Source organism: uncultured Ferrovibrio sp., assembly GCF_937960835.1.
Taxonomy (GTDB): domain Bacteria; phylum Pseudomonadota; class Alphaproteobacteria; order Ferrovibrionales; family Ferrovibrionaceae; genus Ferrovibrio.
In genome coordinates this window covers 78,773-104,768 of the sequence record NZ_CALGPC010000020.1, presented here as the reverse complement: position 1 = coordinate 104,768, position 25,996 = coordinate 78,773, and the positions used below count along the sequence as shown (strand labels likewise).

Annotated in this window: 23 protein-coding genes and 1 riboswitch; of the genes, 7 read left to right on the top strand and 16 right to left on the bottom strand. The window is 62.6% G+C overall.

Translation table 11 applies throughout. The features are described 5' to 3' along the window. Nucleotides 1-25: 25 nt before the first annotated feature. From Q0603_RS18740 to Q0603_RS18730, 3 genes are all read left to right on the top strand, one after another. Entirely contained in the window at nt 26-1,015 is a 990-nt protein-coding gene (locus Q0603_RS18740) for a sialic acid TRAP transporter substrate-binding protein SiaP (protein WP_298728577.1), read from the top strand. Nucleotides 1,016-1,085: 70 nt separating this feature from the next. After that, entirely contained in the window at nt 1,086-1,673 is a 588-nt protein-coding gene (locus Q0603_RS18735; RefSeq protein WP_298728575.1) for a TRAP transporter small permease, read from the top strand. 11 nt (nt 1,674-1,684) lie between these two features. Then, nucleotides 1,685-2,959, top strand: a complete 1,275-nt coding sequence (locus Q0603_RS18730) for a TRAP transporter large permease (protein WP_298728573.1) — start codon at nt 1,685-1,687, stop codon at nt 2,957-2,959. A 13-nt stretch (nt 2,960-2,972) separates the two neighbouring features. Here the strand turns inward: Q0603_RS18730 and Q0603_RS18725 are convergent, their stop codons facing one another. From Q0603_RS18725 to Q0603_RS18715, 3 genes are all read right to left on the bottom strand, one after another. Continuing rightward, nucleotides 2,973-3,980, bottom strand: coding sequence for an aromatic alcohol reductase (locus Q0603_RS18725; RefSeq protein WP_298728571.1), 1,008 nt, complete (start codon nt 3,978-3,980; stop codon nt 2,973-2,975). Between the two features lie 44 nt (nt 3,981-4,024). Further along, complete coding sequence (locus Q0603_RS18720; RefSeq protein WP_298728570.1) at nt 4,025-5,428, bottom strand: aldehyde dehydrogenase family protein; 1,404 nt, start codon at nt 5,426-5,428, stop codon at nt 4,025-4,027. Nucleotides 5,429-5,489: 61 nt separating this feature from the next. After that, the gene (locus Q0603_RS18715) at nt 5,490-5,954 is read right to left on the bottom strand and encodes a nuclear transport factor 2 family protein (protein ID WP_298728568.1); all 465 of its coding nucleotides are present in this window, start codon (nt 5,952-5,954) and stop codon (nt 5,490-5,492) included. A 212-nt stretch (nt 5,955-6,166) separates the two neighbouring features. Here Q0603_RS18715 and Q0603_RS18710 point away from each other — a divergent pair, with 212 nt between their 5' ends. Next, complete coding sequence (locus tag Q0603_RS18710; RefSeq protein ID WP_298728566.1) at nt 6,167-7,072, top strand: LysR family transcriptional regulator; 906 nt, start codon at nt 6,167-6,169, stop codon at nt 7,070-7,072. Nucleotides 7,073-7,128: 56 nt separating this feature from the next. Here the strand turns inward: Q0603_RS18710 and Q0603_RS18705 are convergent, their stop codons facing one another. Continuing rightward, the gene (locus tag Q0603_RS18705; protein ID WP_298728564.1) at nt 7,129-9,078 is read right to left on the bottom strand and encodes a TonB-dependent receptor; all 1,950 of its coding nucleotides are present in this window, start codon (nt 9,076-9,078) and stop codon (nt 7,129-7,131) included. Between the two features lie 121 nt (nt 9,079-9,199). Continuing rightward, a riboswitch (cobalamin riboswitch) is annotated at nt 9,200-9,385 on the bottom strand. A gap of 293 nt (nt 9,386-9,678) precedes the next feature. Between Q0603_RS18705 and Q0603_RS18700 the strand changes: the two genes are divergently transcribed. Together Q0603_RS18700 and Q0603_RS18695 are read left to right on the top strand one after the other, a co-directional pair. Beyond that, nucleotides 9,679-11,415 (top strand): Na/Pi cotransporter family protein, encoded by a 1,737-nt coding sequence (locus tag Q0603_RS18700; protein ID WP_298728562.1) that lies wholly within the window; start codon nt 9,679-9,681, stop codon nt 11,413-11,415. Between the two features lie 220 nt (nt 11,416-11,635). Next, nucleotides 11,636-12,199 (top strand): PAS domain-containing protein, encoded by a 564-nt coding sequence (locus Q0603_RS18695; protein ID WP_298728560.1) that lies wholly within the window; start codon nt 11,636-11,638, stop codon nt 12,197-12,199. A 69-nt stretch (nt 12,200-12,268) separates the two neighbouring features. Here Q0603_RS18695 and Q0603_RS18690 read toward each other — a convergent pair whose 3' ends face one another. The 11 genes from Q0603_RS18690 to Q0603_RS18640 all read right to left on the bottom strand — a co-directional run bounded on the left by Q0603_RS18690 (nt 12,269) and on the right by Q0603_RS18640 (nt 24,547). Beyond that, nucleotides 12,269-12,712 (bottom strand): chemotaxis protein CheW, encoded by a 444-nt coding sequence (locus Q0603_RS18690; protein ID WP_298728558.1) that lies wholly within the window; start codon nt 12,710-12,712, stop codon nt 12,269-12,271. A 2-nt stretch (nt 12,713-12,714) separates the two neighbouring features. Beyond that, nucleotides 12,715-14,214, bottom strand: a complete 1,500-nt coding sequence (locus Q0603_RS18685) for a methyl-accepting chemotaxis protein (RefSeq protein ID WP_298728556.1) — start codon at nt 14,212-14,214, stop codon at nt 12,715-12,717. After that, nucleotides 14,184-14,807: a Tar ligand binding domain-containing protein gene (locus Q0603_RS18680; RefSeq protein ID WP_298728555.1), complete on the bottom strand. Its 624-nt coding sequence runs from the start codon at nt 14,805-14,807 to the stop codon at nt 14,184-14,186. Before Q0603_RS18680 ends, Q0603_RS18685 begins: the two co-directional genes overlap by 31 nt. Nucleotides 14,808-15,096: 289 nt before the next feature. After that, on the bottom strand, nt 15,097-16,344 hold the full coding sequence (locus Q0603_RS18675; protein ID WP_298728554.1) for an MFS transporter: 1,248 nt from the start codon (nt 16,342-16,344) through the stop codon (nt 15,097-15,099). Nucleotides 16,345-16,350: 6 nt separating this feature from the next. Further along, a complete protein-coding gene (locus tag Q0603_RS18670) occupies nt 16,351-16,683 on the bottom strand; it encodes a DHCW motif cupin fold protein (protein WP_298728553.1) in 333 nt (110 codons plus the stop codon). 315 nt (nt 16,684-16,998) lie between these two features. Continuing rightward, nucleotides 16,999-18,141, bottom strand: a complete 1,143-nt coding sequence (locus tag Q0603_RS18665) for an acyl-CoA dehydrogenase family protein (protein ID WP_298728551.1) — start codon at nt 18,139-18,141, stop codon at nt 16,999-17,001. Nucleotides 18,142-18,162: 21 nt separating this feature from the next. Next, on the bottom strand, nt 18,163-18,696 hold the full coding sequence (locus Q0603_RS18660) for a GNAT family protein (protein ID WP_298728549.1): 534 nt from the start codon (nt 18,694-18,696) through the stop codon (nt 18,163-18,165). Further along, nucleotides 18,693-20,663, bottom strand: coding sequence for an acetyl-CoA carboxylase biotin carboxylase subunit (locus Q0603_RS18655; RefSeq protein WP_298728548.1), 1,971 nt, complete (start codon nt 20,661-20,663; stop codon nt 18,693-18,695). Before Q0603_RS18655 ends, Q0603_RS18660 begins: the two co-directional genes overlap by 4 nt. A gap of 128 nt (nt 20,664-20,791) precedes the next feature. Continuing rightward, nucleotides 20,792-21,949 (bottom strand): acyl-CoA dehydrogenase family protein, encoded by a 1,158-nt coding sequence (locus Q0603_RS18650; protein WP_298728546.1) that lies wholly within the window; start codon nt 21,947-21,949, stop codon nt 20,792-20,794. Nucleotides 21,950-22,010: 61 nt separating this feature from the next. Then, a complete protein-coding gene (locus tag Q0603_RS18645; RefSeq protein ID WP_298728543.1) occupies nt 22,011-23,630 on the bottom strand; it encodes a carboxyl transferase domain-containing protein in 1,620 nt (539 codons plus the stop codon). A gap of 2 nt (nt 23,631-23,632) precedes the next feature. Then, entirely contained in the window at nt 23,633-24,547 is a 915-nt protein-coding gene (locus Q0603_RS18640; protein WP_298728541.1) for an SDR family oxidoreductase, read from the bottom strand. A gap of 174 nt (nt 24,548-24,721) precedes the next feature. Here Q0603_RS18640 and Q0603_RS18635 point away from each other — a divergent pair, with 174 nt between their 5' ends. Further along, nucleotides 24,722-25,012: an SCP2 sterol-binding domain-containing protein gene (locus Q0603_RS18635; RefSeq protein ID WP_298728539.1), complete on the top strand. Its 291-nt coding sequence runs from the start codon at nt 24,722-24,724 to the stop codon at nt 25,010-25,012. Between the two features lie 86 nt (nt 25,013-25,098). On the opposite strand, the gene Q0603_RS18630 is transcribed toward Q0603_RS18635, so the two are convergent. Continuing rightward, nucleotides 25,099-25,926, bottom strand: a complete 828-nt coding sequence (locus Q0603_RS18630) for an FTR1 family protein (RefSeq protein ID WP_298728538.1) — start codon at nt 25,924-25,926, stop codon at nt 25,099-25,101. Between the last annotated feature and the right edge of the window lie 70 nt (nt 25,927-25,996).

Here is a 25,996-nt window from a genome sequence, read left to right as displayed (position 1 = left end):
AAGAACCAAACCTAGGGAGGTTACCATGACAAAAGAAAAGATCGGGCTGGCCTGTCTGGCCATGGCCATGGCCATGGCGCTGGCCGTTTCAGGCCCGGCCGCGGCGCAGACCAAGCTGAAATGGGCCCATGTCTACGAGACCAACGAGCCCTATCATACCGAAGCTCTTTGGGCCGCCAGCGAAATAGCTAAGCGCACCAACAACAAATACCAGATCGAAGTTTTCCCAGCCTCGCAGCTTGGCAACGAAAACCAGATCAACGAGGCCCTGACGCTTGGCACCGTCGACATGATCTATACCGGCGTCGCCTTCGCCGGCTCGATCCACAAGCCTCTCGCAATCACCAACGCGCCCTTTATCCTGCGCGACTTCGATCACTGGAAAGCCTACCGGGATTCCAGGCTGTTTCGCGATATCGCGTCCGGTTACGAGAAAAAGACCGGCCACAAGGTGATGTCGCTGACCTATTACGGCCAGCGCCATGTGACGGCGAATAGGGAGATCAAGGTCCCCGAAGACATGAAGGGCATGAAGCTGCGCGTCCCGCCCGCGCCGCTGTTCATGATGTTCACCAAGTCGGTCGGCGCGAATGCCACACCGATCGCTTTTGCCGAAGTCTATCTTGCCCTGCAGCAGAAGACAGTGGACGGACAGGAAAATCCGCTGCCGACCATCATGGCCAAGAAATTCTATGAAGTGCAGAGCCATATCATGCTGACCGGCCATATCACCGAATCGCTGGTCACCCTGGTCGGCGGCCATGTCTGGAGCAAGCTGAACGATGCGGAGAGGAAGGCATTCGATGAAGTGCTGCAGCAGGCGGCCGCCAAGGCCAGCGATCAGATCCGCGCAGCCGAAATGAAGCTGGCAGAAGAGTTCCGCAAGCTGGGCAAGACGGTCGTAGAAGTCGACCGCGAAGTCTTCCGCAAGGCTGCCATGCCGCTGCACAACGATCCCAGCGCCGGCGCGGGCTGGAGCAAAGCTGAATACGACGCCCTGCAGGCGTTGAAATAGTTGCGTCCAATCGACCGGGCCGGTCCGGCATGGCAAAGCCGGGCCGGCATTCCTGTCACGGGAGACCGAAATGTACAGCAATCCTGCAGGCGAAAAGCGCCCCAATGACATTCCTGAAAATCCTCACGAAGATGAGTTGCATCTCATCGTGGCGCAGGACGTCGAGGTCGAGATCAAGCCTTACCTGGAGGATGTGATCGGCTTCACCGTCTTCTGGATCCTGGGCTTCGTGGTCTTTCTGCAGTTCTTCACGCGCTACATCCTCAACGATTCCATGGCCTGGACCGAGGAGATCGCGCGCTACCTGCTGATCTGGCTGACTTTTATCGGCTCGGCCACCGCCATTCGCCGCGGCACGCATATCGGCGTCGAAGCCGTGATGCATTTCCTGCCCGGCCATATCGGCACTTTCTTCCGCTTCGGTGTCGACATCATCACTGTAGGCTTTATCGCCCTGCTCTGCTGGTTTTCGATCATCGTCGCCGAGCGGATGCAGATTCAGACCATGATGGTGATCGAATGGCCGATGAGCATCGTCTATGCCGGCGTCGCCTTCGGCTGCTTCCTCATGCTGTACCGCTGCGTGCGCATGATCTTTGCCAATGCGCGGCGGCGCTGGCAGCCCGACCCCGATAAAGCCAACCTGATCATCGACTGACGGAGCGTCCGATGGCACCCCTGTTTCTTACCTTTTTTGGCCTTCTGGCCTTCGGCGTTCCGATTTTCATTGCCCTCGGCGGCGCCTCACTGATCTATACGCATTTCATGTCGGCCATGCCCGACTTCGTCGTGCTGCACCGGATCGCGGGCGGCGTCGATTCCTTCCCGCTCATCGCCGTGCCCTTCTTCATCCTGGCCGGCAACCTGATGAACACCGCCGGCATCACCAACCGCATCTATGACTTCGCCGTCGCCGGCGTGGGCTGGCTGCGCGGCGGGCTTGGCCATGTCAACGTGGTCGGCTCGGTCATCTTCGCCGGCATGTCCGGTACGGCGGTTGCCGATGCCGGCGGCCTCGGCACCATCGAGATCAAGGCCATGCGCGATCATGGCTATCCCGACAAGTTCGCCGTCGGCATCACGGCTGCCTCATCCACCATCGGCCCGATCATTCCGCCGTCCCTGCCGATGGTCATCTTCGGCGTCATGGCCAATGTTTCGATCGGCCAGCTTTTCGCCGCAGGGCTGATCCCCGGCCTGCTGATGGCTGCTGCCATGATGGCCTATGTCACCTGGTATGCCCATCGCTACGGGATCGGCCGCGACCAGGCCTTCCGCTGGGGCGTCCTTGCGCGCAGCTTCCTGCGGGCCCTGCCGCCTTTGCTGACGCCAGCCATCATCATCGGCGGCATGTCGGCGGGATTGTTCACGCCGACCGAAGCCGCCATCGCCGCCTGCGCCTGGGCGCTGCTGCTCGGCGTGCTGGCCTATCGCTCACTGAGCTGGCGGCAATTCTACCGCATCACCATGGACACCATCGAGACGACGGCGAGCGTGCTGATCATCGTCGGTGCCGCCTCGCTGTTCGGCTGGGTGCTGACGACGACCCGCGTCACCGAGACGGTTACCGAGGCGCTGCTGGCGATCACCTCGGACCCGCTGCTTCTGCTGCTGATCATCAACCTTCTGCTGCTGATCATCGGCTGCTTCATGGAGACGATCGCCGCGATCTCGATCCTGGTCCCGGTGCTGATGCCGGCCATCGAGAAGGTGGGCATCGACCCGGTCCAGTTTGGCGTGATCATGGTACTGAACCTGATGATCGGCCTGCTGACGCCACCCGTCGGGATGGTGTTGTTCATCCTGTCACGGGTGGCGCGCATGTCGTTCGACCGCACGGTGATGGCGGTACTGCCCTTCCTGTTCCCGCTGCTGGCTGTGTTGGTGGCGATCTCAGCCTTCCCGTCGCTGACGCTTTACCTTCCCAGCCTGCTGTATCGCTGACAGGACTTAACGGTCAGCGGGATGAGACAAGGCGGGGCCGAAGGCTGCTGTTTGCGGCCTTCGCATGCTGCGATGGGGCGGAGGGTCCGTGGCCAAGCCGCTCCTGCAGGTATTCCTCGACGTCCTTGACCTTGAGGTTTCTTTTCTCGTTGAATGTCTTCGACTTGTCCCACCACATGCCATCGCCAAGGGCGAAGGCGGCGCGGTAGCGGGTCATCACGTCGGTGGGCGCCGCGGCCAGATCGGCGCGCAGCTTGTCCAGGGTCCACTCTGTCTTTTCAAACGTGCGCCCCGTGACGCGTTCGACCACTTCCGCCAGCCTGCCGTAGGAAATCGTATCGCCGGCGACAAAGACGACTTCATTGGCAATCCGCGGTTCGGTCAGCAGGATCTCGGTCGTCAGCTTGCCGACATCCTCAGGCGTCGTCACCGTAACCTTCGTGTCCCAGCTGCCCAGCCCATGAATCGTCCCTCGGTCGAGATTGACCACATCGAAGGCCGGTTCGAACAGGAAGCTCGTGAACATGCCGGTCGAGACGATCACCCACTCGGTGCCCTGTTGAGCGCGGAGCAGCTCGCGGACTTCATACTGCTCGTCAAAAACCGGCTGCCCGCTGCCGCGCCCGACGATGTCGTAATCGACCCCGAACTGCCATGGGAAGTACCGCTTGACGCCAGCCGCCAGCACGGCGCGTGTGATCCGCAACTGGGTGCCCGGGCCGGCGACAAATCCGGTGCAGTTCACGACGGTTCGAAAGCGCCTGAACAGCGCCGTCAGGTCGGCTTCATCGGAGTTCAGATCAAAACCGATGAGCTCCACGCCGAGCGCACGCAGCTCCGCAAGGTTTTTTGCGTCCTGTTCGGAGGGACTGCTCAACACCTGCGGGGCGATCAGAACAGTGAGCGGCTGCTTCGCCGTCCGGATCCGCGGCGCCAGCGCGCGCAGCACGGCCATCCCGAGCTGCCCAGCTCCCAGAACCAGGATGTCCCGCAGATCGACTTTTCCATTATCGCTTGTCATTTGGTATCCTTTCGCATTCGTTTGAAACTGATCGAAACGCCCTCTCAGGCGGCCTCTCTGATGACGTTGACCTGACAGAACTCAGCCAGACCGAGTTCCGTCCACTCCACTCCGATGCCGGACTGCTTCGCGCCCGCGAGCGGCACCTCGGGGCCGAAATTCAGATGCTGGTTCACCCAGACCGTGCCTGACTGCATCCGCCTCGCCAGCGCCTTTGCCCGCGCGGAATCCGCCGACCAGACCGAACCGCCCAGGCCGAATTCACTGCGATTGGCCCGCGCCAGGGCATCCTCGCCATCTGTGACCCGGACAATCGGCAGGATGGGACAGAACTGCTCCTCCGTGACGAGTTCGCTTTGGTCGTCGATGTCGCGCACGATGGTCGGGCGGATGAAGTAACCCTCTCTCTCCATCGCCATGCCGCCCGCAATCACGCGGCCATCGCGATGCGCGACATTCAGAAAGTGCTTCGCCTTTTCGAATTGCTGGCGGTTCTGCAAAGGCCCGATCCGCGTGGAAGGCTGACTGCCCGGCCCCACGACGGCTTCCTGAGCCCGGCGGGCCATTGCCTTGCAGAAGGCCTCATAGATCGCATCGGCGACATAGACGCGCTTGATGGCAAGGCACGCCTGCCCGGCATTGAAGAACGCGGCATCGAAGATGCGATCTGCTGTCTCCTGGATATTCACATCGTCGAGCACGATCGCGGCATCGTTTCCGCCCAGCTCCAGCGTCAGACGCTTCAGCGTCGAGGCGCCGTTCGCCATGATTCTCCGGCCGGTCGCCGTGGATCCTGTGAATGTGACCTTGGCAATGTCAGGATGCGAGGTGAGCATGTTGCCGAGATCGTTCTGATCCGTAATGACGTTCAGCACGCCAGGCGGCAGGATGCCGATCCCCAGTTCGCCGAGCATAAGAGTGAGGATAGGCGTCGTCGGCGCCGGCTTCATCACCATCGTATTGCCCGCAATAAGCGCCGGTGCGATCTTCGCCGCGGGAATGAGCAACGGGAAGTTCCAGGGACTGATGCCAGCCACCACACCCAGCGGGCGATGACGCAACTCAACCCGTCCGCCCGGTGCCGGTATGACTTCGTCCTGCAATCTCAGGCCGGCGAAATAGCGGATAAAGGCGATCGAATAATCGACCTCGTCCGCCGCCTCGCGGCTGGGCTTGCCCTGTTCGGCGATCATCACGTTGATGAAGTCGCCGCGATGCTTCTCCAGGCTGTCGGCAAGCGCCTTCAGCATTTCACCGCGCCGGTCCCATCCCAGCGCCTCCCAGCCCGGCTGGGCCTTCTTGGCGGCCGCAATCGCTGCCGCCGCCTGCTGCTGAGACGCACGGGCGACGGTTGCGAACAGCTTGCCTGTCGCGGGATTGATGACATCGAGGGTGTGGTCGCCCGCCACAAGCTTTCCGTCGATGACGAGCTTTGTTCCGAATTGCATAGGGAAATCTCCGATGAAAGGACCTGCCGCCGGCGCCTCCGGCCCGAAGCGGCAGGGCGGGTTAGTGTTGCTGAGGGGAAAGCCCGCTGCCGTGCTCCCGGATGATGCGCCAGCCGTCGCTGGACCGGCGCCAGACAAGGCTCGACAGCGTATGGGCCTGGCCGGTATCGCCGTCGGCGGTCACATATGACGTGATGAACTGGACGCTCATGATCGCGAGATCGCCCGACACCAATATGCGTGGGCCGCCGACAAGGACATTGGTCAGCTGCTTCATTTGGGGAACGACCTCATCCCAGATCGCGGCATATTGGGCCGCGGTCTTGTTGACGCGCCGCTCCTTGTCGAAGTCGTCGAAGAACTGCGTATCCGGCGACGACCAGTCGTAGAAGCGCTCCAGGCGCTGGCGGAAGTTGAAGGGTTCCTCGGGCGTATGACGCCAGCCCACCTCCACCCATTCCCGGGCAAGGTTGGCCAATGTCGTGACATCCGGCTCCTGGGTATTGGTCTTGAAAGCCCGTTGCATGCTGAGACTCCGTTGGAGAGTGATGGCGACGATCTTCTGGGAGGCCTCGCGGCGTCCGTCGCCTGCATATTGCTTGCTTCGCTGCGGTGAATAAGACCGGCAAATCTGATTTGATTATTCGTCTATAACGAATAATCTTCGGGGCGTCGCGGCCGGTCCGGTCCCCCGTCCTGGCAAGGCGCCGCTTTACCGATCCTGCGGAGAGCAACGGGATGGATCGTTTTCAGGCGATGGAGACGTTTACGCGCGTTGTTGAAGCAGGCAGCTTCAAGCGCGCCGCCGAAACCCTGCGTGTTCTGCCTTCCAGCGTCACCAAGACCATCAAGGATCTTGAAGCGCATCTTGGCGTCCAGCTGCTCAAGCGGACGACCCGGGCGATCAACGTCACCGAAGCAGGCCTGCGCTACTATGACAGCTGCAAGGCAATCCTGCGCGAGGTGCAGGCTGCCGAAGGGTCCATCATTGCAAAAGGCGGCGCCGTTCGAGGTGCCGTCCGTGTCAGCACGACGCCCTCTCTGGCCCGTCGCTTCATCATCCCTGCGCTTCCGCGGTTCCGAACACGTTATCCCGACATCGACATCGACCTGCATCTGGGCGATGCCGTGATCGATCTCGTTCAGGAAGGCATCGACTGCGTCATCCGGGCGGGCAGGCCTCAGCCGTCGAGCCTCATCGTTCGCCGGCTCGCCAGTTTCCATTGGTATGTATGCGGCTCGCCGGATTATCTAGCGCAGTACGGCGAACCTGCCAGCATCGCCGAGCTTCGCAAGCATCTGGCGGTGGGTTACGCCGACAGCCGGACCGGAAGGCCGATCCCCTGGACCTTTCGGAATGGCAAAGAGGCCACTTCCGTTGCGATGAAGTCGTCCGTTACCGTCAACGACACCGACGCCTACATTGCGGCGGGCATGGCCGGGCTCGGCCTCATTCGCGCTGCCAGCTACATGGTGCGGCAGCCGCTGTCGGAAGGGCGTCTTGTCAGGGTATTGGCGGATCTCGACGCCGTAAAAGATCCGCTATCGGTGCTTTATCCGCAGAGCCGGCATCTCTCACCGGCTGTGCGGACCTTCATCGACTGGTGCATAGAGATTATCGGCGCGGAAGCGGCGGAGTTTTAGCGCCAAGGCAGGTCAGACAGCTCCGCCGCCACCGTCATCAGAAAGTTGCCCGGTCATCAGAAGGTTGCCCGCACGCCGGCATAGACTGCACGGCCGGGCGTCTCGTAGGTGTAGACATCCTGATATTCCCTATCGAGCAGATTTTCGACGCGGCCGTAGATCTCCACCGCCTCGGTCACCTTGTAGCCCGCCCCCAGATTCACCAAGGTATAGCCGTCCAGCGTCACGCGGCTGGCATTTGCACCGAAACCCGTCTCGAAATTGTGGTCAACCTGCCGGCCGTTATACAGGATGCCCAGGTTGACGTTCGCCTTGCTCTCCATGAAGCGGTAATGGACGTTGAGGCTGCCGGTATGCGCCGGACGCCGCACCGGCTCCTCGCCGGTATCGGGCAGCCTGCCATCCAGATAGGTATAGGCAGCCCGCAGCATCAGGTTGGGAAACGGCTCGACCGCGCCTTCCAGTTCGATGCCGCTGATCCTCGTTTCGCCATTCGCATTGAAGGCCGATGCGCCGGAATTGCTGATCAGGTCGTCAATGCGCTGGTCGAAGTAGGTCAGGCCAACCATCGCCTTGCTGTTCCAGAAGCCCTGATCGATGCCGACATCCCAGCCCTTGGTCTTTTCCGGCTTCAGATTGGGGTTGCCGGTGAAGGTCGCCGTGAAGCCGTATAGCTCGGTCATCGTCGGGTTCTTCACGCCCGTGCCGTAGCTGCCGCGAATCTTGGTGTCGGTGTCCAGGAAATGGTAGGCCGCGGTGCCGCGATAGGTCCGGGCATCCTTGAAGAGGTCGTTTTTGTCTTCGCGGACGGCACCGGTCAGGAATAGCTGCTTGAAGAAATCGATCTTGTACATGCCGACAAAGCCGGTGCTGTCGATCTTGCGGATAACACCAGGTGTCACGCTGTTGCGGTACTCCTCATGCTCCTGCTCGGTCAGGAAGGTTACCGTATGGCGCGCATCGGCGAAGGACGGTGTGTCGAACAGCACATTGGTGCGGTAGTCATACTTGAGCTTCGAGCCCTCGACGCTGTTGGTGAAACTGCCCCAGCTGTCACGATGGTTGCGCGTATAGGCGGTGCCGACAATGTGTTCCCAGCGGCCGTCCAGCACCGTCAGCTTGCCCTGGCCGCGACCGTAAAACTGGCCGCCCTTGCCGGTATTGTTGGCATCGACCACCTCCGTGTCAGGATAATCGTCGAGCTCGGCGTTGTAATCCGTGTAGCGGCCGACGAAATCCAGATCCAGGGTCTCAAGCGGGCTGAAGCCGAACTTGGAAAAAATGGTCTGATTTGAGTAGCCGTCGTTTTCATTGAACCCGCGATCCTTGCGGGCGTGCGAAACACCGCTGGTGCGATAATCGGTGCCGGTCAGCGAGAAATGATAACGCTCACCGCCGCCACGGACCGAGGCCGCGGTCTGATAGGTATTGAACGATCCGGCCTCGAAGCTTGCGCCGTAAACCGGCTTGCCGGAGCCGCGCCTGGTGACGATGTTGATTACGCCGCCGGCTGCATCGGAGCCATACAGCGCGCTCTGCGGGCCGCGCAGGATTTCGATTCGTTCAATATCCACTGCCAGCAGATTGGCGAAATCGAATTCCGAAATGCCCCCCGCAGTGTCGTTGACCTCGATGCCGTCGATCAGAACGAGGGTCTGGTTGCCTTCGGAGCCACGAATGCGGACCTGCGTGGAACCGCCAACCGTGCCGCTGCGGCTCACCGCCAGGCCCGGCACTTCCCGCAGCACATCGGAGACAAGCTGCGTCTGGCGCTGCTGCAGTTCCTCGCCGGTGATGATGGTGACGGCGCTGCCGACTTCCTGGAGCGGCGTTTCGGTCATGTTGGCCGTAACGGAGATCGACGGCAGTTGTGCGACACTGCCTGTATTCTGCGCGCCAGCCTCACCGCTGAGGGCCAGGCTCAATGCGGCGGCGGTCGCGAGGAGAGTGTTGCGATGGGAATGGGAGAAACGGCGGCCGTGAATGGCCAGGGACAGGACGTTCATATGACCTCGGCGGTATACGCCATGTGGCACGTCACCGCGTTCGAGGTCGCTCCTGGACGTCCTTACAACAGGGGACGCCCAGGTGGGCTAACCCATCGGTTCACCCTGCCCGATGTGATCGCGTGTGACCACGGATGACGGCAGGTCTCCTGGCTCGCAGGTCGTCGTCTTCAGTCTCCTTCCCAGGGCTTTGCGACCCCAGTGGCTACGGACAGAAGACTCTCTGCTTACAGTTGCAGGGGCAGCCGCGGCTTTGAACCGCGTTCCCAGTTAGGCCCCGAGGGGCACCGTCGCGCCGGATGCTAAGATGCGCCAGCTTGGCCGTCAACTCAGCGCCGGCTTGCATCAAAGGCCTCGTCTGGCCCCCAAGACTGGTCAGGGTGGACTGCACACTGGCGAGCACTAACTGCCTTTCTGAGCGGCTGACATCCCGGCCACAAAAGGGTTGGGGTTTTTGTCATTTAGCTGTAATGATTCTGTAACATATCTAAATTTAGGCTGTAGGCTGATGTTTTTCCTACAAAATCCTGACCCTGACCCGGACGGCTTTGGCATGGCGCAGCCCCTCGTTCGTCCGCGCCTTGGCCGGGGGGCCAACCGATGACCGAACACGGCGCGACCGAACTTCTGCTCAACCTTGTCGCCGGCGTCGCCCTGCTTCTATGGGGCGTGCGCATGGTGCGCACCGGCATGACCCGAGCCTTCGGCGCTCAGCTGCGCCGTTATCTGGGCCATGCAATGCGCAACCGCCTACAGGCCTTCGTCGCCGGTATCGGGGTAACCGCGCTGCTGCAATCGAGCACGGCCACGGCAATGATCGTGTCTTCCTTTGCCGGCCGCGGCCTGCTGGCCGGCGGGGCCGCGATCGCCGTACTGCTGGGCGCGGGCATCGGCACCTCGATCACTGCGCAATACCTGTCGCTCGACCTGCACTGGCTCGGGCCGCTCTGCATTATCCTCGGCGTGATTGGTTTCTTCGCCGCCGAAAGCGGCATGCCGCGCCATGTCGGCCGGCTCGGCATCGGCATCGGCCTTATGCTGCTGTCGCTGGAAATGATCATCGGCGCTTCTGCGCCTCTACGTGACGCGCCGGGCCTTGCCGCCATCCTGCTACCGCTGGAACGAGAGCCGGTCCTTGGCGTGCTGCTGTTCGCTCTGCTGACCTGGCTGAGCCATGCCAGCCTCGCCACTGTGCTGCTGGCCGCCTCGCTGGCCAAGGCCGGCACGGTGGATGCCACGCTGGCAGTGGCGCTTGTGATCGGCGCCAATATCGGCACCGCGATCTCGCCGTTGGTGGCCAGCACCGGTCAACCACCTGCGGCACGCCGCGCCCAGCTCGCCAACCTGCTCACCCGCGTGATCGCCACGCTAGCCCTGCTGCCATTTATCGACCAGTTGCCGCACTGGCTGGCCTATGCGGGCGGGGATGGCGCCCGCATGGCAGTGAACGCGCATACTGCCTACAACCTTGCTGTCGCCGTGATCTTCCTGCCCTTCGTCACGCTGCTGGATAAGCTGGCGAAGCGGCTAATGCCCGATGCCAAGGAATCGGCTGTCTTCGCTCCGCGCTATCTGGATGAATCGGCACTCGATACGCCGAGCGTCGCGCTGGCGGCCGCTGCGCGCGAAACCCTGCGCATGAGCGACATCGTCGCACAGATGCTGAACCAGACGATGACGGTGTTCACCCGCGACGACGCCAAGCTGGCCAAGGCGGTCGAGCAGAGCGATGACAGCGTCGACCGCCTGCACGAGGCGATCAAGCTGTATCTGACCGAACTGTCCAAGCACGGCATGGACGAGGCGGAGAGCCGCCGCTATGTCGACGTGCTCACCTTCACCACCAATCTGGAGCATATCGGCGACATCATCGACAAGAATCTGATGGAGCTGGCGCAGAAGAAGATCAAGAACAAGCTGACCTTCTCCAAGGAAGGCCTGGCCGAACTGACCGACTTCCATCGCCGCGTCGCCGCCAACCTGCAGATGGCCTGCAACCTGTTCATGGCCGGCGATCCGAAACTGGCGCGCCAGCTGCTGCAGGAGAAGGCCGCTTTGCGCGAGGCCGAGCAGCTTGCCGCCGAACATCATTATCAGCGCATCCGCGAAGGCCGCGCCGAAAGCATTGAGACCAGCGCGATCCATCTCGACGTGATCCGCGATCTCAAGCGCATCAACAGCCATCTCACTGCCGTGGCCTATCCGATCCTGGAACAGACCGGCGAGTTGACGGCAACGCGCCTGCGCGCCGACAAGCGGCCCGATCTGACCTCGGCCCAGTCGGCGCCGGGCGGCGGTCTGGAAGCGGGCAAGAACGGCAAGGCCAGCCTAGCATAATCAGGCTGGCCTGAATTCCGCTGAAATCGAAAGATTAGGCTGGCAGGGCATTCGCCTTGTCTCTCCTTGAAATGCGCCTTTTACAAAAGATTCCGTGAATAAAATTTTCGACTCGAAATTGATGGAAAACTGAGGTTTTCCGTGAACGGAATTTTAGCTGTGCGAGCGGGGCTTGAGTGCTAAAAGATCGCCCTAGTTGTGCTCGCCAGTAGTATCCCCCATGACCGCTCACATCGCCGATCCGCTGCTCCTGCAGCTCTATAATTACTGGAACGGCCGCCGTAACGGCCGCCCCGTTCCGGATCGGCGCGATATCGATCCGATCGACATGCCGCGCGCGGTCCTGCCGCACCTTCTGCTGGTCGAACTGCACGGCCCAATACCGCGCGTCCGTTATCGTCTGGTCGGCACCGCGATCTGCGCGCGCTATGGATCGGATTTCACCGGTTACTGGCTGGACGAGCTTTCGGGCCCGCAATATCGCCAGCGACTGGAAGAGATGTATCGCCGCATGCGCGATACCGGCCGACCGATCTATACCGAGAGCGAATTCCGCATCGATCCCGAAACGACAGCGATCACCTGCCGGCTTTATCTGCCGCTGTACCATCAGGGCAGCATCAACATGGCGCTGGCAGGCCAGACCTTCCCGGCCTATCCCTTCGACGAGCGTGCCTTCTTCGGCATGATCCGCTCCGACTTCAACGACCGGCTGGTCCATCGCGACTGGATCATCGATCCCGATGTTGCGGTATCCGGCCCTTCGACCTTGATCGCCGCCTGATCAGCTAAGAAATCCAGCACAAAAAAATGGGCCGGCATGATCAGCCGGCCCATCTTGCTTTTCACATCGTCATGCTGCGGCAGGCAGCGCCGACAATTTCTCGCCGGCGAGGCTATGCAGACTGAGCAGCGGCACGAGCTGCTCGCCCACCCGGGCGATGCCTTCGACCAGATGCGACGACCAGGCCTCCTCGCCTGAGCGGGTGATGCTGCCGCCGTCGATCTCGACGATATCGGACACGCCGTCCACCAGAAGACCGAACGGCTTGTCTTCCATCACCGCAACCACGATGACGTCCTGCGGCCGCGGCTCCGGCGCCGGCTTGCCCAGGATGCGCCGGGCATCGAATACCGGCAGCACATTGCCGCGCAGATTCAGCACGCCAAGGCAGGACGCATCCGTATTCGGCAGCCCCGTCATCGCCGTCCAGCCGCGGATCTCCTGGATCTGCAGCAGCGGCAAGGCATAGGTCTGATTGCCGACATTGATCAGCAGGGCGTCAAACCGGTCCATGGTCAGAACTCCTGCCAGTCTGCGTCCTCTTCATATTGCAGGGCCGCCGGAACGGCCTGCTTCGGCGCCGGAGCGGGCATGGCCTTGAGCTTGGCCGGGGCCGCTGCGGCCACAGGCTTCGGCTGGGAAACAGGCTTCGACTGCGGGATGGGCTTTTCCACCGCTTGCGGACGGATCGGCGTTACCGTCGCGCCGGTACGGAAGAAGCTGACCAGCTCCATCAGCTGATCCGCCTGCTGCGACATCGACTGCGCCGCCGCCGAGGTCTGCTCGACCAGGGCGCCGTTGCGCTGCGTGGTTTCGTCCATCTGGCCCACAGCCGTGTTGATCTGCTCCAGACCGGTGGCCTGCTCGCGGCTGGCGGCCGCGATCTCGGCCACGATATCGGAGACCTTCTTCACCGCGCCGACGATGTCCTGCAGGCTGGAGCCGGCTTGCGCCACAAGCTGGCCGCCTTCGCGCACCTGACCGTTCGAGGTGGTGATCAGCGTCTTGATCTCCTTCGAGGCATTGGCCGAGCGCTGCGCCAGCGCGCGCACCTCCTGCGCCACCACTGCAAAGCCCTTGCCGGCTTCACCCGCACGTGCGGCCTCAACACTTGCATTGAGCGCCAGCAGGTTGGTCTGGAAGGCGATCTCGTCGATCATGCCGACGATCTCGCTGATCTTGCTGGCCGAAGCCTCGATCCCCTCCATGGCGCGCACCACGTCGCCCATCACCGCGCCGCCCTTGTTGGCGGCCTCGCGGGCCACCGAGGCAAGCTGGTTGGCGGCGGCAGCATTGTCGGCATTCTGCTTCACCGTCGTGGTGATTTCGTGCATGGAGGCAGCCGTCTCTTCGATACTGGCGGCCTGCGATTCTGTGCGCTGCGCCAGATCCTGGCTGCCGGCCGCGATCTCGGCTGCTGCACTTTTGACCAGTTGCGAGCTTTCGTTCAGCTTGCCGGCAAAGTCGCGCAGCTTGGCCGCCATCGCGTTGACGCTGTCCTTCAGCGTGCCGAACACGCCGTGATAATTGCCACGGATCGAATTGGTCAGGTCGCCCTCGGCCATCGCGGAGGTGATCTTCGCCATTTCGCTGGTCATCTGCTGCAGCATGGCGGTCAGGCCGTTCAGGCGCTGGCTGATGGTCAGCAGAAAACCTTCCTTGCCGTTCTCGTCGATGCGCATCGACAGATCACCGGCCACCGCCTTCTCGCAAAGCGCAGAGATTTCCTCGATCGCCTTGCGCTCGCGGGCTTCGCGGGCGGCACGCTGCCGCTCATTCTCCTCGCGCTGCCGGGCGATGTCAGCCTCGGCCTTCTCGCGGGCGATCATGTTGTCCTTGAAGACCTGCACGGTTTTGGCCATGACGCCGATCTCATCGCCGCGGCCGACGCCGAATACTTCCACTCTCGTATCGCCGCCGGCAAGCGTTTCCATGCCGGACACAAGGCGCGCAATCGGGCGCGAAATGATGAAGGCCGCCAAAGCTAGGCCAGCGCCGAATGAGACCAGCAGCACCAGGCGGACAGGGCGAGGATGAGGTTCATCTGCTCGGACTTGAAGTTATGCAGTTCCGACGAGATGGCATTCAGTTCCTCGTCGCTGCGCGCCACCGCTTCGACCAGCGCCTTGTTCAGCATCTGGCGGTTCGCACGGTTGGTGTCGTTGTTGCCGAACTTGTCGGCTTCCACCGGGCCGACCTCGGTGCCGATGCGGGCCAGTTCGCGGCGGAAGGCGACGAAATCGGCAATCGTTTTCTTCTGCTGCTGGAATTCGGCGCGATGTTCCGGCTTCTGGGACGCCTCATAGGCCGGCAGGTTCTTTTCCATCCAGGCCAGCTCTTCCAGCAAAGGCTTGGCGAAGCGCTGTGCCTCTTTTACGTCGCTGGCGTGATAGATGCCGCGCGAATCCATCACCACGGAGAGAACGGCGGAATTGTATTTCTGCGCGAGCTGCGCGCGATGGGCGGCGGCGTTCAGATCTCCCAGGCGTTCGTCATAGGTCTGGATGGCGTTGACGCCGAGCCAGCCGACAACGCAAAGGCCTGCGCCCATGAGGATGAGTGTCGCGAGGATTCGCGTGCGGATTTTTACATTGTCTAGGAAGTGCATGGGAAACCCTGGTTGCAGGGCGCGGGATGCAGGCTACGTGCGGGAGATGTGAGAGGCTGATCGCCATTTCGGCGATCGCCGATAGCGTCAGCTCAACACATGAGTAACATGATCAACCACAACGTGCGCTTTTGCGCAGACCTCGCCCGTTTTGTTTCGTTAGGGGTAACGCGGGAAACTCACACTGAAATCGCCCTGAGGCAAAGGGTCGCAGATATGATGTTTTGTTCAGACATCATGCGAAGTCGGAATGTGTGGATCGGCGCACAATCGCACCGATGTGGTGTTGCTAACTTGCGCGTGCCGCCGGCCGCAATCGCATCTGCCGGGTAAGCAGCCATGCTGCAATCACCGCATTGACGATATTCCACGCGACGCCGTTCATCATCGCCGCCTGATACGATCCGGTCGCATCGAAGATCGCGCCCGATACCCAGCCGCCCAGAGCCATGCCGCCGAGCGTGGCGGAAATCGCGAGACTGATGCGCAAACCCGCCTGGCTGGCAGGAAAAAGCTCCCGCACGATGAAAGCATAACTCGGCACGATCCCGCCTTGCACCAGACCGAACATCGCCGAGATGATGTAGAGCGACGCCAGTCCATCGAAGGGAATGTAGAAGGCCAGCGCAATCGCCTGCAGCACCGAGCCGAGCAGCAAGGTCGCCAGTCCGCCGATGCGGTCGAGAATCCAGCCCGAGGCCAGCCGGCTGACGATGCCGAAAGCCAGCATCAGCGACAGCATTTCCGCGCCGCGTGCCGGGCCGTAACCGAGATCGACGCAATAGGCGACGATATGCACCTGCGGCATCGACATCGCGACGCAGCAGCTCAGGCCTGCAATCATCAGCAGCGCCTGCACCAGATTGATCGGCAAGCCGAGCGGCCGCGCCGGATCGCCACCGCCAGGCTGCATTCCGCCGCTGGTGCCGGCAGCAAAATCCTGCACAGGCGGCCGGCGGCGCAGGGCCAGCGCCAGAGGCAGGATGGTGGCAATGCAGAACAGACCGATGCCGATATGTGTGGCGCGCCAGCCCTCGGCGGCGACGAAATGCTCGATCACCGGTGGCCAGAGCGTGCCGGAGAAGTAATTGCCGCTGGCGCAAAGCCCGATGGCCAGCCCGCGATGGCGCGTGAACCACAGCGAGGTATCGGCGATCAGGGGCGCGAACATGGCCGAGCCGCCCATCATGCCGATCAGCAGGCCATAGGCGATGGTGAAGCTGATGATGCCGCCGGCAAAGGCGGAGAGCACATAGCCGAGCGCAATCGCGCTGGCGCCGATGACCAGAGGCACGAAAATGCCGTGCCGGTCGGCCAGCCGCCCCATGACAACGGCGCCGAAGAGCAGCCCGATCATCATCATCGTGTAAGGCAGCGAGGCATCGGCGCGGTCGATGCCGAACTCGGCCTGCACCACCGGCATGATGACGACGATCGACCACATGCCGACGCCGCCGATGATGCCGATGAGCACAGCAGCGATCAGCCTGAACCAGGCATAGGACGATTCGACTTCGCTGACCCGCTGCTGCGCCATTGCGGCTCAGTCGACGATGAACAGCTTGGCGCCGGCCGGGCCGGTGCGCGAGCGATGCGGCTCGGCATTGTCGGCCACCTGATAGGACTGGCCGGGCTTGAGCACGAAGACGCGGCCGTCTTCCAGCTCGGTGGTCAGCTCGCCTTCCAGCACCAGAAGGATATGGCCTTTCACGCACCAGTGGTCGGCCAAGTAATTCGGCGTGTACTCCACCATGCGCACGCGGATATTGCCAAAGGTCTGGGTGCGCCAGATCGCCTGGCCGGTCTCGCCCTTGTGATAGGTCGGCTCGATCTTCGACCAGTCGGTGGTGCCGAAGGGAATATTGGACATCTGCATAATATGAACTCCGAAACGGACCTTTTCGTTCTAGGCCGCCGGCCCTGATAAAACCAGCCTCGAATTGTCGGCGGACAATTCCTCGATGGCTGCCTTCTTCACTCACCTGCTGTCGCCGTCCGATGCAGAGCAGGTGGGGCGGTCATGCTGACCGCGGTGCGGCCGATGGCGTCTGGCTGATGGATGCCGAGCATTCCGGCCGTCCAGGCAGACGCACCCGCATAAAGGAATATGGCTCAAAGAGCACTATCCAATCGCGAGCATCCAGATGGCCCAGCCCTCGTTTGAGAAGCCCGGACGTCTTCGAGAAGGACGTCACCACCCCAGCTGACGGCTTGCCAGATCCTTCATGATCTCCTCGGCGCCGCCGCCGATGGCGTTGACCTTCACCTCTCGATAGATGCGCTCGACCTTGGCGCCGCGCATGTAGCCCGCGCCGCCGAAAATCTGCACGGCTTCAGAGGCACAGAAAGCCATGGTCTGTGTCGCCTGGTTTTTCAGCATGCATAGTTCGGCAATCGGGCTTTCGCCCTGATCGAGCGCCCAGGCAATGCGCTCCAGCATGGCCTGGCTCGCTTCAATGCGCTGCGCCATGTCGACCAGCTTGTGCCGCACCACCTGATGCCTGATCAGCGGCTTGCCGAAGGTCTCGCGCAGCCGGGCATAGGCCACCGCTTCCTCATAGGCCGTGCGCGCAAAGCCGATCGACGAGGCCGCCAGCGACAGGCGTTCGTCATTGAAGTTGAGCATGATGCCCATGAAGCCGGCATTCTCGGCGCCGATCAGGTTTTCAACCGGCACGCGGCAATCGTCAAAATGCAGCGTCGCCGTGTCGGAGGCCCACCAGCCCATCTTCTTCAGCGGCGTGCGGGTGAAGCCCGGCGTGTCGCGCTCGATCAGCAGCAGCGAGATGCCCCCCATGCCCGGCCCGCCGGTGCGCACCGCCACGGTATAGAAATCCGCGCGCATGCCGGAGGTGATGAAGGTCTTTTCGCCGCGCACGATATAATGATCGCCATCGCGCCTGGCCGTCGTCTTCAGATTGGCGACATCCGAGCCGCCGCCGGGTTCGGTAATCGCCAGGGCGGAAATCTTCTCGCCCGCCAGCACGGGGCGCAGCACCTTTTCCTTCAGACGGCCCGAGCCCAGCTTGGCAATCGGCGGCGCGCCGATGGTATGGCTCATCAGGCTGGCCGCCACGCCGCCGGAGCCTGCCCGCGCCAGTTCCTGGCCGGCGATGATGGCGTAGAAGCGGTCGGCTTTGATGCCGCCGTACTCTTCCGGGAAGTTGAGCTGCAGCAGGCCGATCTCAGCCGCCTTTTTGTAAAGCTCGCGGGGGAATTCGCCGGCCTCGTCCCATTGATCGGCGAAAGGCTCGATCTCTTTTGCCACGAAGCGCCGCAGCTGATCGCGGAAGGCTTCGTGATCGGGCGTGTAATAGGGCGACTTGGCGAGCATGGATATGGTTTCCCTACGGCGTCATCCCTGCGATGGCGGCCGCAGCCGCGCCATGATCACGATATCGTCGTAATGATTGTCGAGCTTGCGCGCCCGCACGCGCACGCCTTCGGTGACAAAACCGAATTTGCGGTACAGCGCAATCGCGCCGGTATTGCTGGCATAGACCTGCAGCTCTATGCGTTCCAGGCCGATGCGCTGCGCCCAGTCGAAGCAGACCCGCATCATCTTCGTGCCCAGCCCCTTGCCGCGGAAGCCGCGATCCAGCCCCATGCCGAGCTGACCGGCATGCTGGAAGCCGGGCCGCAGCGGATTGGGCGGCGGCACATGAATGTCGCACCAGCCGACGACGGTATTGCTGCCGTCCACTGCGACGACAAAAGGCAGGTCGCGCTGGATCATCGCCTTGACGAAGAAGCGCGCCTGCTCGGCCGAGGGCGCCTCGGTGAAAGCAAGATACATGCGCTCCTGCGCAACGCGGTCGAGACAGGCGCGGTAGGAGTCGGCATCCTGCTCGGTGATCGGCCGCACCGTGGCAATCGCGGTTTCGGTCATGGCTGTTTTGCCACCTCATTTGGCGTAAGCGCCGCCAGCAACTGCCGGCTGGCCACCTGATCGCCAACCTTGACCGGCAGCTTGTCGATCACCGCATCGGCGCGCGCCACCATTTCATGCTGCATCTTCATTGCTTCCAGCACCACGATGCGCTGGCCCTTCTTCACCTTATCGCCTTCCGCCGCCAGCACGGCGACGATCTTGCCATTCATCGGCGCGCGCAGTTCCCGTTCGGCAGCGGCCTCCGCCGCGCCGGGCAGCTGATAGGTCACATCGCGGCAGGTCAGATCCGCCCCACCCGACGCCAGATGCAGGTCATCGCCGACGAAGCAATAGGCGATATCGCATTCGGTGCCGTCGATGGCGACGCGCAGCGCATCAGGCCGGCGCTGCACAACATGCAGAAGCTTGTCCTCCACCTGATAGCGGTCCGGCCCCAGCGTGGCGATCTGCAGCTTGCGCTTCGCCTGCCCGTCATCCAGCAGCAGCGGCCAGGCCATGCGGCCGGTGGACGACCAGGCACGCGCCGGATCATGACCCAGTGAAGCGGCGCTATGCTCGAACCAGAGCAGCGCGGCTGCAGCCAGCAGCCCGTCGTCCGCGGCCGGTCTGGCGGGCGCGGCGAAATGCTGCGGGATGAATCGCGTGCTGGCGCGGCCGGCGGCGAATTCCTCATGCTTCAAAAGGTCGATCAAAAAGCCGCGATTGGTTTCGATCCCCAAGGCCACCGTGCGTTCCAGCGCCGCGATCAGGCGGCGGCGGGCTTCGTCGCGCGTCAGACCGTAAGCGATGATCTTGGCGATCATCGGATCGTAATGCGGCGTGATCGTCTGCCCGGCGCGCAAACCATGATCGACACGGATGCCAAGGCCTTCCGGCGGCTGCCACGCGGCCAGCAAACCGCTTTGCGGCAGGAAGCCCTGATGCGGCGCTTCGGCATAAAGACGGGTTTCGATGGCATGGCCGGTCAGCACGGCCTCATCCTGCTTCAGCGGCAAAGCCTCGCCGGCGGCAACGCGGATCTGCAGCGCCACCAGATCCAGGCCGGTGACCATCTCGGTGACTGGATGCTCGACCTGCAGGCGCGTATTCATTTCCAGGAAATAGAAGCTGCGCCCATCGGCATCGAGCAGGAATTCCACCGTGCCCGCGCCGACATAGCCGATGGCCTTGGCCGCCGCCACCGCAGCCTCGCCCATCCGGCTGCGCAGCGCGGCATCCGCTGCCGGCGACGGCGCTTCCTCGACCACCTTCTGATGCCGCCGCTGCACCGAGCAATCGCGCTCGCCCAGATGGATCACATGGCCGTGACTGTCGGCAAAGACCTGGATCTCGATATGGCGGCCATCAATGACGGCCTTTTCCAGGATCAGCTCGCCCGAGCCGAAGGCATTCTCAGCTTCCGAGCGCGCCGCCTGGATCGCCGGCAGCAGCGCAGCCTTGTCCTGCACCAGGCGCATGCCACGGCCGCCGCCGCCGGCAGCCGCCTTGACCATCACCGGCAGGCCGATCCTTTCAGCTTCGCGCAGCAATGCCTCATCGGATTGATCCTCACCCTGATAACCCGGCACGCAGGGCACGCCCGCCTCGATCATGCGTCGCTTGGCGGCGGCCTTGTTGCCCATCGCGGCAATGGCGGATGCCGGCGGCCCGATGAAGACAAGGCCTGCCCTGGCGCAGGCTTCGGCGAATGCCGCATTCTCCGACAGGAAGCCATAGCCCGGATGCACGGCCTGCGCGCCGGTTCGTTTTGCAGCGGCGATGATCGCCTCGGCATTCAGATAGCTTTGCTTCGCCTCTGCCGGCCCGATGCAGGTGGCAAGATCGGCCTGCTCACAATGCGGCGCGCCGGCATCGGCCTCGGAATAGACCGCCACCGTGCGATAGCCCAAGGCCCTGGCCGAGCGGATGATCCGGCAGGCAATCTCGCCGCGATTGGCAATCAGGATGGTGTCGAAGGCGCTCACGCTAGCCAGCCTCTTATCCGTCGATCCTCTCACCTTCCCGCCGCTTTGCAGCAAGCTCCTCTTTCTTCCGCCAGCGGAAGAGGGAGGATGGGAAGGTAAGGGTATGTGTCATGCTGTCTTCTGTAGCCTTACTTCCTCTTCCCCGGCAGGATGCCCATGTATTTCGAAATGATCCCCAGCATGATTTCATCCGCGCCACCACCGATGGAGGCAAGGCGGCTGTCGCGATAGGCGCGGCTGATGGGGGTTTCGTTCATGAAACCCATGCCGCCGTAATATTGCAGGCAGGCATCAGTGATCTCGCGCGCCAGGCGGCCGGCCTTCAGCTTGGCCATCGAGGCCAGCATGGTGACATCCTCGCCCTTCAGCATCAGATCGGCGGCGCGGTAGCTGATCGAACGCAGCAGCTCGACTTCCGTCTTCAGTTCGGCCAGGCGGAAATGCACCACCTGATTGTCGAGGATCGACTGGCCGAAGGCCTTGCGCTGGCGGGTGTATTCGATCGTCTCGTCGATATGGCGATCGAAGGCAAGCAGGGATGAGAAGGCGCACCACAGGCGCTCTTCCTGGAACTGCTGCATCTGATAGACGAAGCCATGGCCTTCCTGGCCGATCAGATAGCGCTGCGGGATGCGCACATCGTCGAAGAAAACCTGCGCCGTATCGGAGGAGCGCATGCCCATCTTGTCGAGCTTGCGGGCGATCTGCACACCCTTGGTCTTCATTGGCAGGCAGAACAGCGACTTGTTCTGATGGATCGGTCCGTCGCCGGTATTGGCCAGCAGGCACATCCAGTCGGCCTGCGTGCCGTTGGTGGTCCACATCTTGCCGCCATTGATGACGTAATCGCCGCCATCCTTGCGCGCCGTGGTCTTGATCGCGGCGACATCCGAGCCCGCGCCGACTTCCGAAACGCCGAGGCAGACCACCTGATCGCCGGCAATGGCCGGCGCGAGGAATTCCTTGCGCAATTCGTCCGAGCCATAGCGCGCCAATGCTGGCGTGCCCATATCGGTCTGCACGCCGATGCCCATCGGCACGCCGCCGCAATTGATATGGCCCAGCGCCTCGATCATCACCATCTGATAGGAGTAATCGAGGCCCAGCCCGCCATATTCCACCGGCTTGTTGATGCCGAGGAAGCCGAGATTGCCCATCTTCTTGAACAGTTCATGGGCCGGAAAGGCGCCTTCCCTTTCCCATTCGTCGACATAAGGGTTGATTTCGGTGTCGATGAACCGGATCAGGTTGCGCCGCAGGCTTTCATGCTCCTCGGTGAATTCCATCGTTTCCTCCTCGTCCCTATCTCTTCTTTATCAGGTCGTTTTGCAGGATGGCGGTCTGCCGTCACATTCGCGCAATCCCGAAGGCATTCTCTTTTGTTACCCGCGCATCCGCCTCACGGCAGATGCTCAGGCAGAAGGCGAGCACGCGGCGGGAATCGCGCGGATCGATCAGCCCGTCATCCCAGAGCCGCGCAGTGGCGAACAAAGCCGTGCTTTCGGCTTCCATCTTCTGGATCACCTTGGCCTTCATGCCCTCGATCACCTTCGGATCGATCTCCTGACCCGCGCGGCGGAATTTCTCTTCCGTGACAATCGCCAGCACGCCGGCGGCCTGTTCCGGGCCCATGACGGCGATGCGGTTGTTCGGCCAGGCGAAGATGAAGCGCGGATCGTAGGCGCGGCCGCACATGCCGTAATTGCCCGCGCCGAAACTCGCGCCGATATGCAGGGTTAGCTTCGGCACCCGCGCATTGGTCACCGCCTGGATCATCTTCGAGCCATGCTTGACGATGCCGCCGCGCTCGGCCTCCTTGCCGACCATGTATCCGGTCGTGTTCTGCAGGAACACCAGCGGCATGTCAGCCTGGTCGCAAAGCTGGATGAACTGCGCGGCCTTCGCAGCGCCCTCGGTATCGATAGGGCCGTTATTGCCGATGATACCGATGGCCTCGCCTTCGATGGCGGCCTGCCCCACCACCGTATGGCGGCCCCAGATGGGCTTGAACTCGGTGAAATCGCTGTCATCCACCAGGCGCGCAATCACCTCGCGCACATCGTAAGGCTTGCGGTAATCCACCGGCACGATGCCGCACAGCTCATCGATATCGTAGCGCGGCGGCCGCCAGGATTTTGTCGCAAGCTGCGGTCCGCGTTCCTTCCAGGGCAGGCGGGCGCAGATTTCGCGCGCGATGCGCAGCGCATCGGCATCGTCCTCGGCCAGATATTCGGCGACGCCCGAGACATGGGTATGCATCTCGGCGCCGCCGAGCTCCTCGTCGGTGGCGATCTCGCCGGTGGCGGATTTCAGCAAGGGCGGCCCGGCCAGAAAGATCTTGGCCCGGTTCTTCACCACCACGACATAGTCGCTCATGCCCGGCACATAGGCGCCGCCGGCCGTGCTGGAGCCATGCACCACGGTGATCTGCGGAATGCCGGCAGCCGAAAGCCGTGCCTGATTGGCGAAGCCGCGGCCGCCATCGACGAAAATTTCTGCCTGGTAATTGAGATTGGCGCCGCCGGATTCGACCAGATTGACAATGGGCAGCTTGTTGACCAGCGCGATTTCCTGCGCACGCAGGCTTTTGCGCAAGCCCATCGGCGCAATCGTGCCGCCCTTGATGCCGCTGTCGGAAGCCGTGATCAGGCAGCGGATACCGGAGACATAGCCGATCCCGGCGATGAAGCCGCCGCCCATGATATTCTCGGCGCCATCGTCGTCATGCATGCGATAGCCGCAGAGCGTCGAAATCTCCAGAAATGGCGCGCCGCGATCCAGCAGATGCGCGATGCGGTCGCGCGGGCTGAGCTGACCACGCTTCTCGAACACCGCCTTGCGGGCATTCGAGGTATCGCGCACGCGCTGCTCCAGCGCGCGGAACTGTTCGATCAGCGCCAGCATATCGGCGCGGTTCTGCCGGAAGCTTTCCGATCCCGTGTCGATCTGCGACTGGATCACCGCCACGGCTAGTCCTCCAGCACCTTCGGCGTCACCGCGCGGTGAAAGCCGTTGAAGGCCTCGGATTTTTTGTGCGGCGGCAGCGGATAATGCCGCCGCGCATTCGGCACGCCGCCATCGACGCGCAGGGTCGCACCGGAAATGAAGCTTGCTGCCGGCGACAGCAGATAGACGATGGCAGCCGAGACTTCCGCTTCCGTGCCCAGCCGCTGCAGCGGCACATGGTCGCGCATCGAACGGATCAGTGGCTTCATCCAGTCGGGATAGGTGTCCATGCCGGAAGATGCGATCCAGCCCGGCGCCACGGCATTGACCCGCACGCCGCAGACGCCCCATTCGCAGGCCGCCGTTTCGGTGAAGTTGACCATGCCGGCGCGCGCCGCCCCCGAATGGCCCATATTCGGCATGCCGTTCCACATGTCGGCGACGATGTTGACGATGGCGCCGCCGTGATCGGCCATCCATTGCGTGTAGCATTCCCGCGCCATCAGGAAACCGCCGGTGAGGTTGTTGCGCACCACGGCATCCCAGCCTTTCTGGCTGATCTGGGCCAGCGGCGCCGGGAACTGCCCGCCGGCATTGTTGACCAGCCCGTCGATGCGGCCGAAGCGTTTCAGGATCGCCGCCACGGTATCGCGCACCGGCTCTTCTTCGCGGATGTCGCAGGAATGGCATTCAACCGCCGTGCCCGGATTATCGGCACGCAGTTCTTCCGCAACGGCCTGCAGCTTGTCGATCTTGCGGCCGATCAGCGCGAGGCTAGCGCCGAGCCGCGCCAGTTCATGCGCGGTGCAGCGGCCGATTCCTGAGCCGCCGCCGGTTACGATGATCACCTGGCCATCAAACAGACCGTCGCGGAAAACAGAACGGTACCGGCCCGCCGCTACGGAATTAGCTGCAGCATCTTCTGGCGCAACGCTCATCGGCGCTTTCACTCCCTGTACGCAACATCTTCGTGCCGCGCGTTGTTTTTATGCTGTGCGTCGACGCTACTTGACGCTTACGTTAACGTCAATATAGGGTGCCGCAACACCGCAAATCCGTTGACGTTGCGTCAATTTCGAAGACCACACACATCATAGAGCCACGGAGGCATCATGTCGCTCGACCAGATCACTCAGCAGATGGGCCAGCGCGTCAAGCCCGGCGTAATCGACGCCACGGTGAAGTTCGACTTCGGCGACGACGGCAAGATTTTCATCGATGGCCCCGCCGGCACGGTCACCAATGACGACAACGATGCCGACTGCACCATCGCGATTACGATGGACAATTTCAAATCGCTGGTGGCCGGCGATCTCGATCCCACCACGGCCTTCATGATGGGCAAGCTGAAGGTGAAGGGGAATATGGGCGTGGCGATGAAGCTGCAGTCGATCCTCGGCTGACCGTCCCCGTATTTAGTCCGATCAGAAAATAAAGCCGGCAGGACTGTCCTGCCGGCTTTTCTATGCGTTCATGTCAGCAGCCAGCTTCAGGCTGCTTCCGTCCGGGGCGTCCGGGCGTTGTCCTGGGAATGGCCGCTGCCGCGCGGCCGGTTGCGCGCATGCAGAACCGCGCCCAGCCCGGCGCCGAACAGCAGCACGAGCTGCATGGCAATCGCCTCGATGGTCGGATTGAATCCGGCCTGCACCGCCCAGGCCGGCAGGCCAATATCGGTATAGGACACGGCGCCGATCTCCTGCAGTTCCAGCATGGCCTGGCCGATGAAGCGCAGGCCCAGCAGGAAGAGAATGGCGGAGGTCGCCATGAAGACCGGCCGCAGCGGCAGTTGCAGCGCCAGCCGCGTCATGACCGCATAAATGATGCCAAGCGCGAAGATGGCGGCCAGCAGCCCCGCCAGCATCGCCTGGAAGCCATGCGCGGCATCGCCGATCACGGCATGCAAAAACAGGATCGTTTCCGCCCCTTCGCGGAATACGGCGAGGAATGCGATCCCGGCCAGCATCCATGGCGCATCGGCGGCCAGCGCCCGATCAGCCTGCCTTTGCAGATAGCGGTTCCAGACTGCCGGATTCTGCCGCAGCCACAGCCAGCCGCTGACATAGAGCATCAGCGCGGCGGCAATGCCCATCACGATGGCCTCGGTCAGATCGTCATGCGCGCCGTCAAAGAAAATCATGAAGATCCAGGCCATGACGATACTGGCGATCAGCGCCAGCCCGGCGCCCCAGGCCAGCGCCCGGCGGCGATGGCCCTCGCCGGCCCGCAGCAGAAAGGCTGACAGCGCGGCGATGACGAGCAGCGCCTCCAGCCCCTCACGCAGAACAATGAAGAAGGATTCAAGAGCGATTCCAGCCATGCGGAGCTCTCCTCAATAGAGCGGGGCACCGCAAAGCTAGGGCGTGCGCTGCGTGGCGACAACGCAGCCG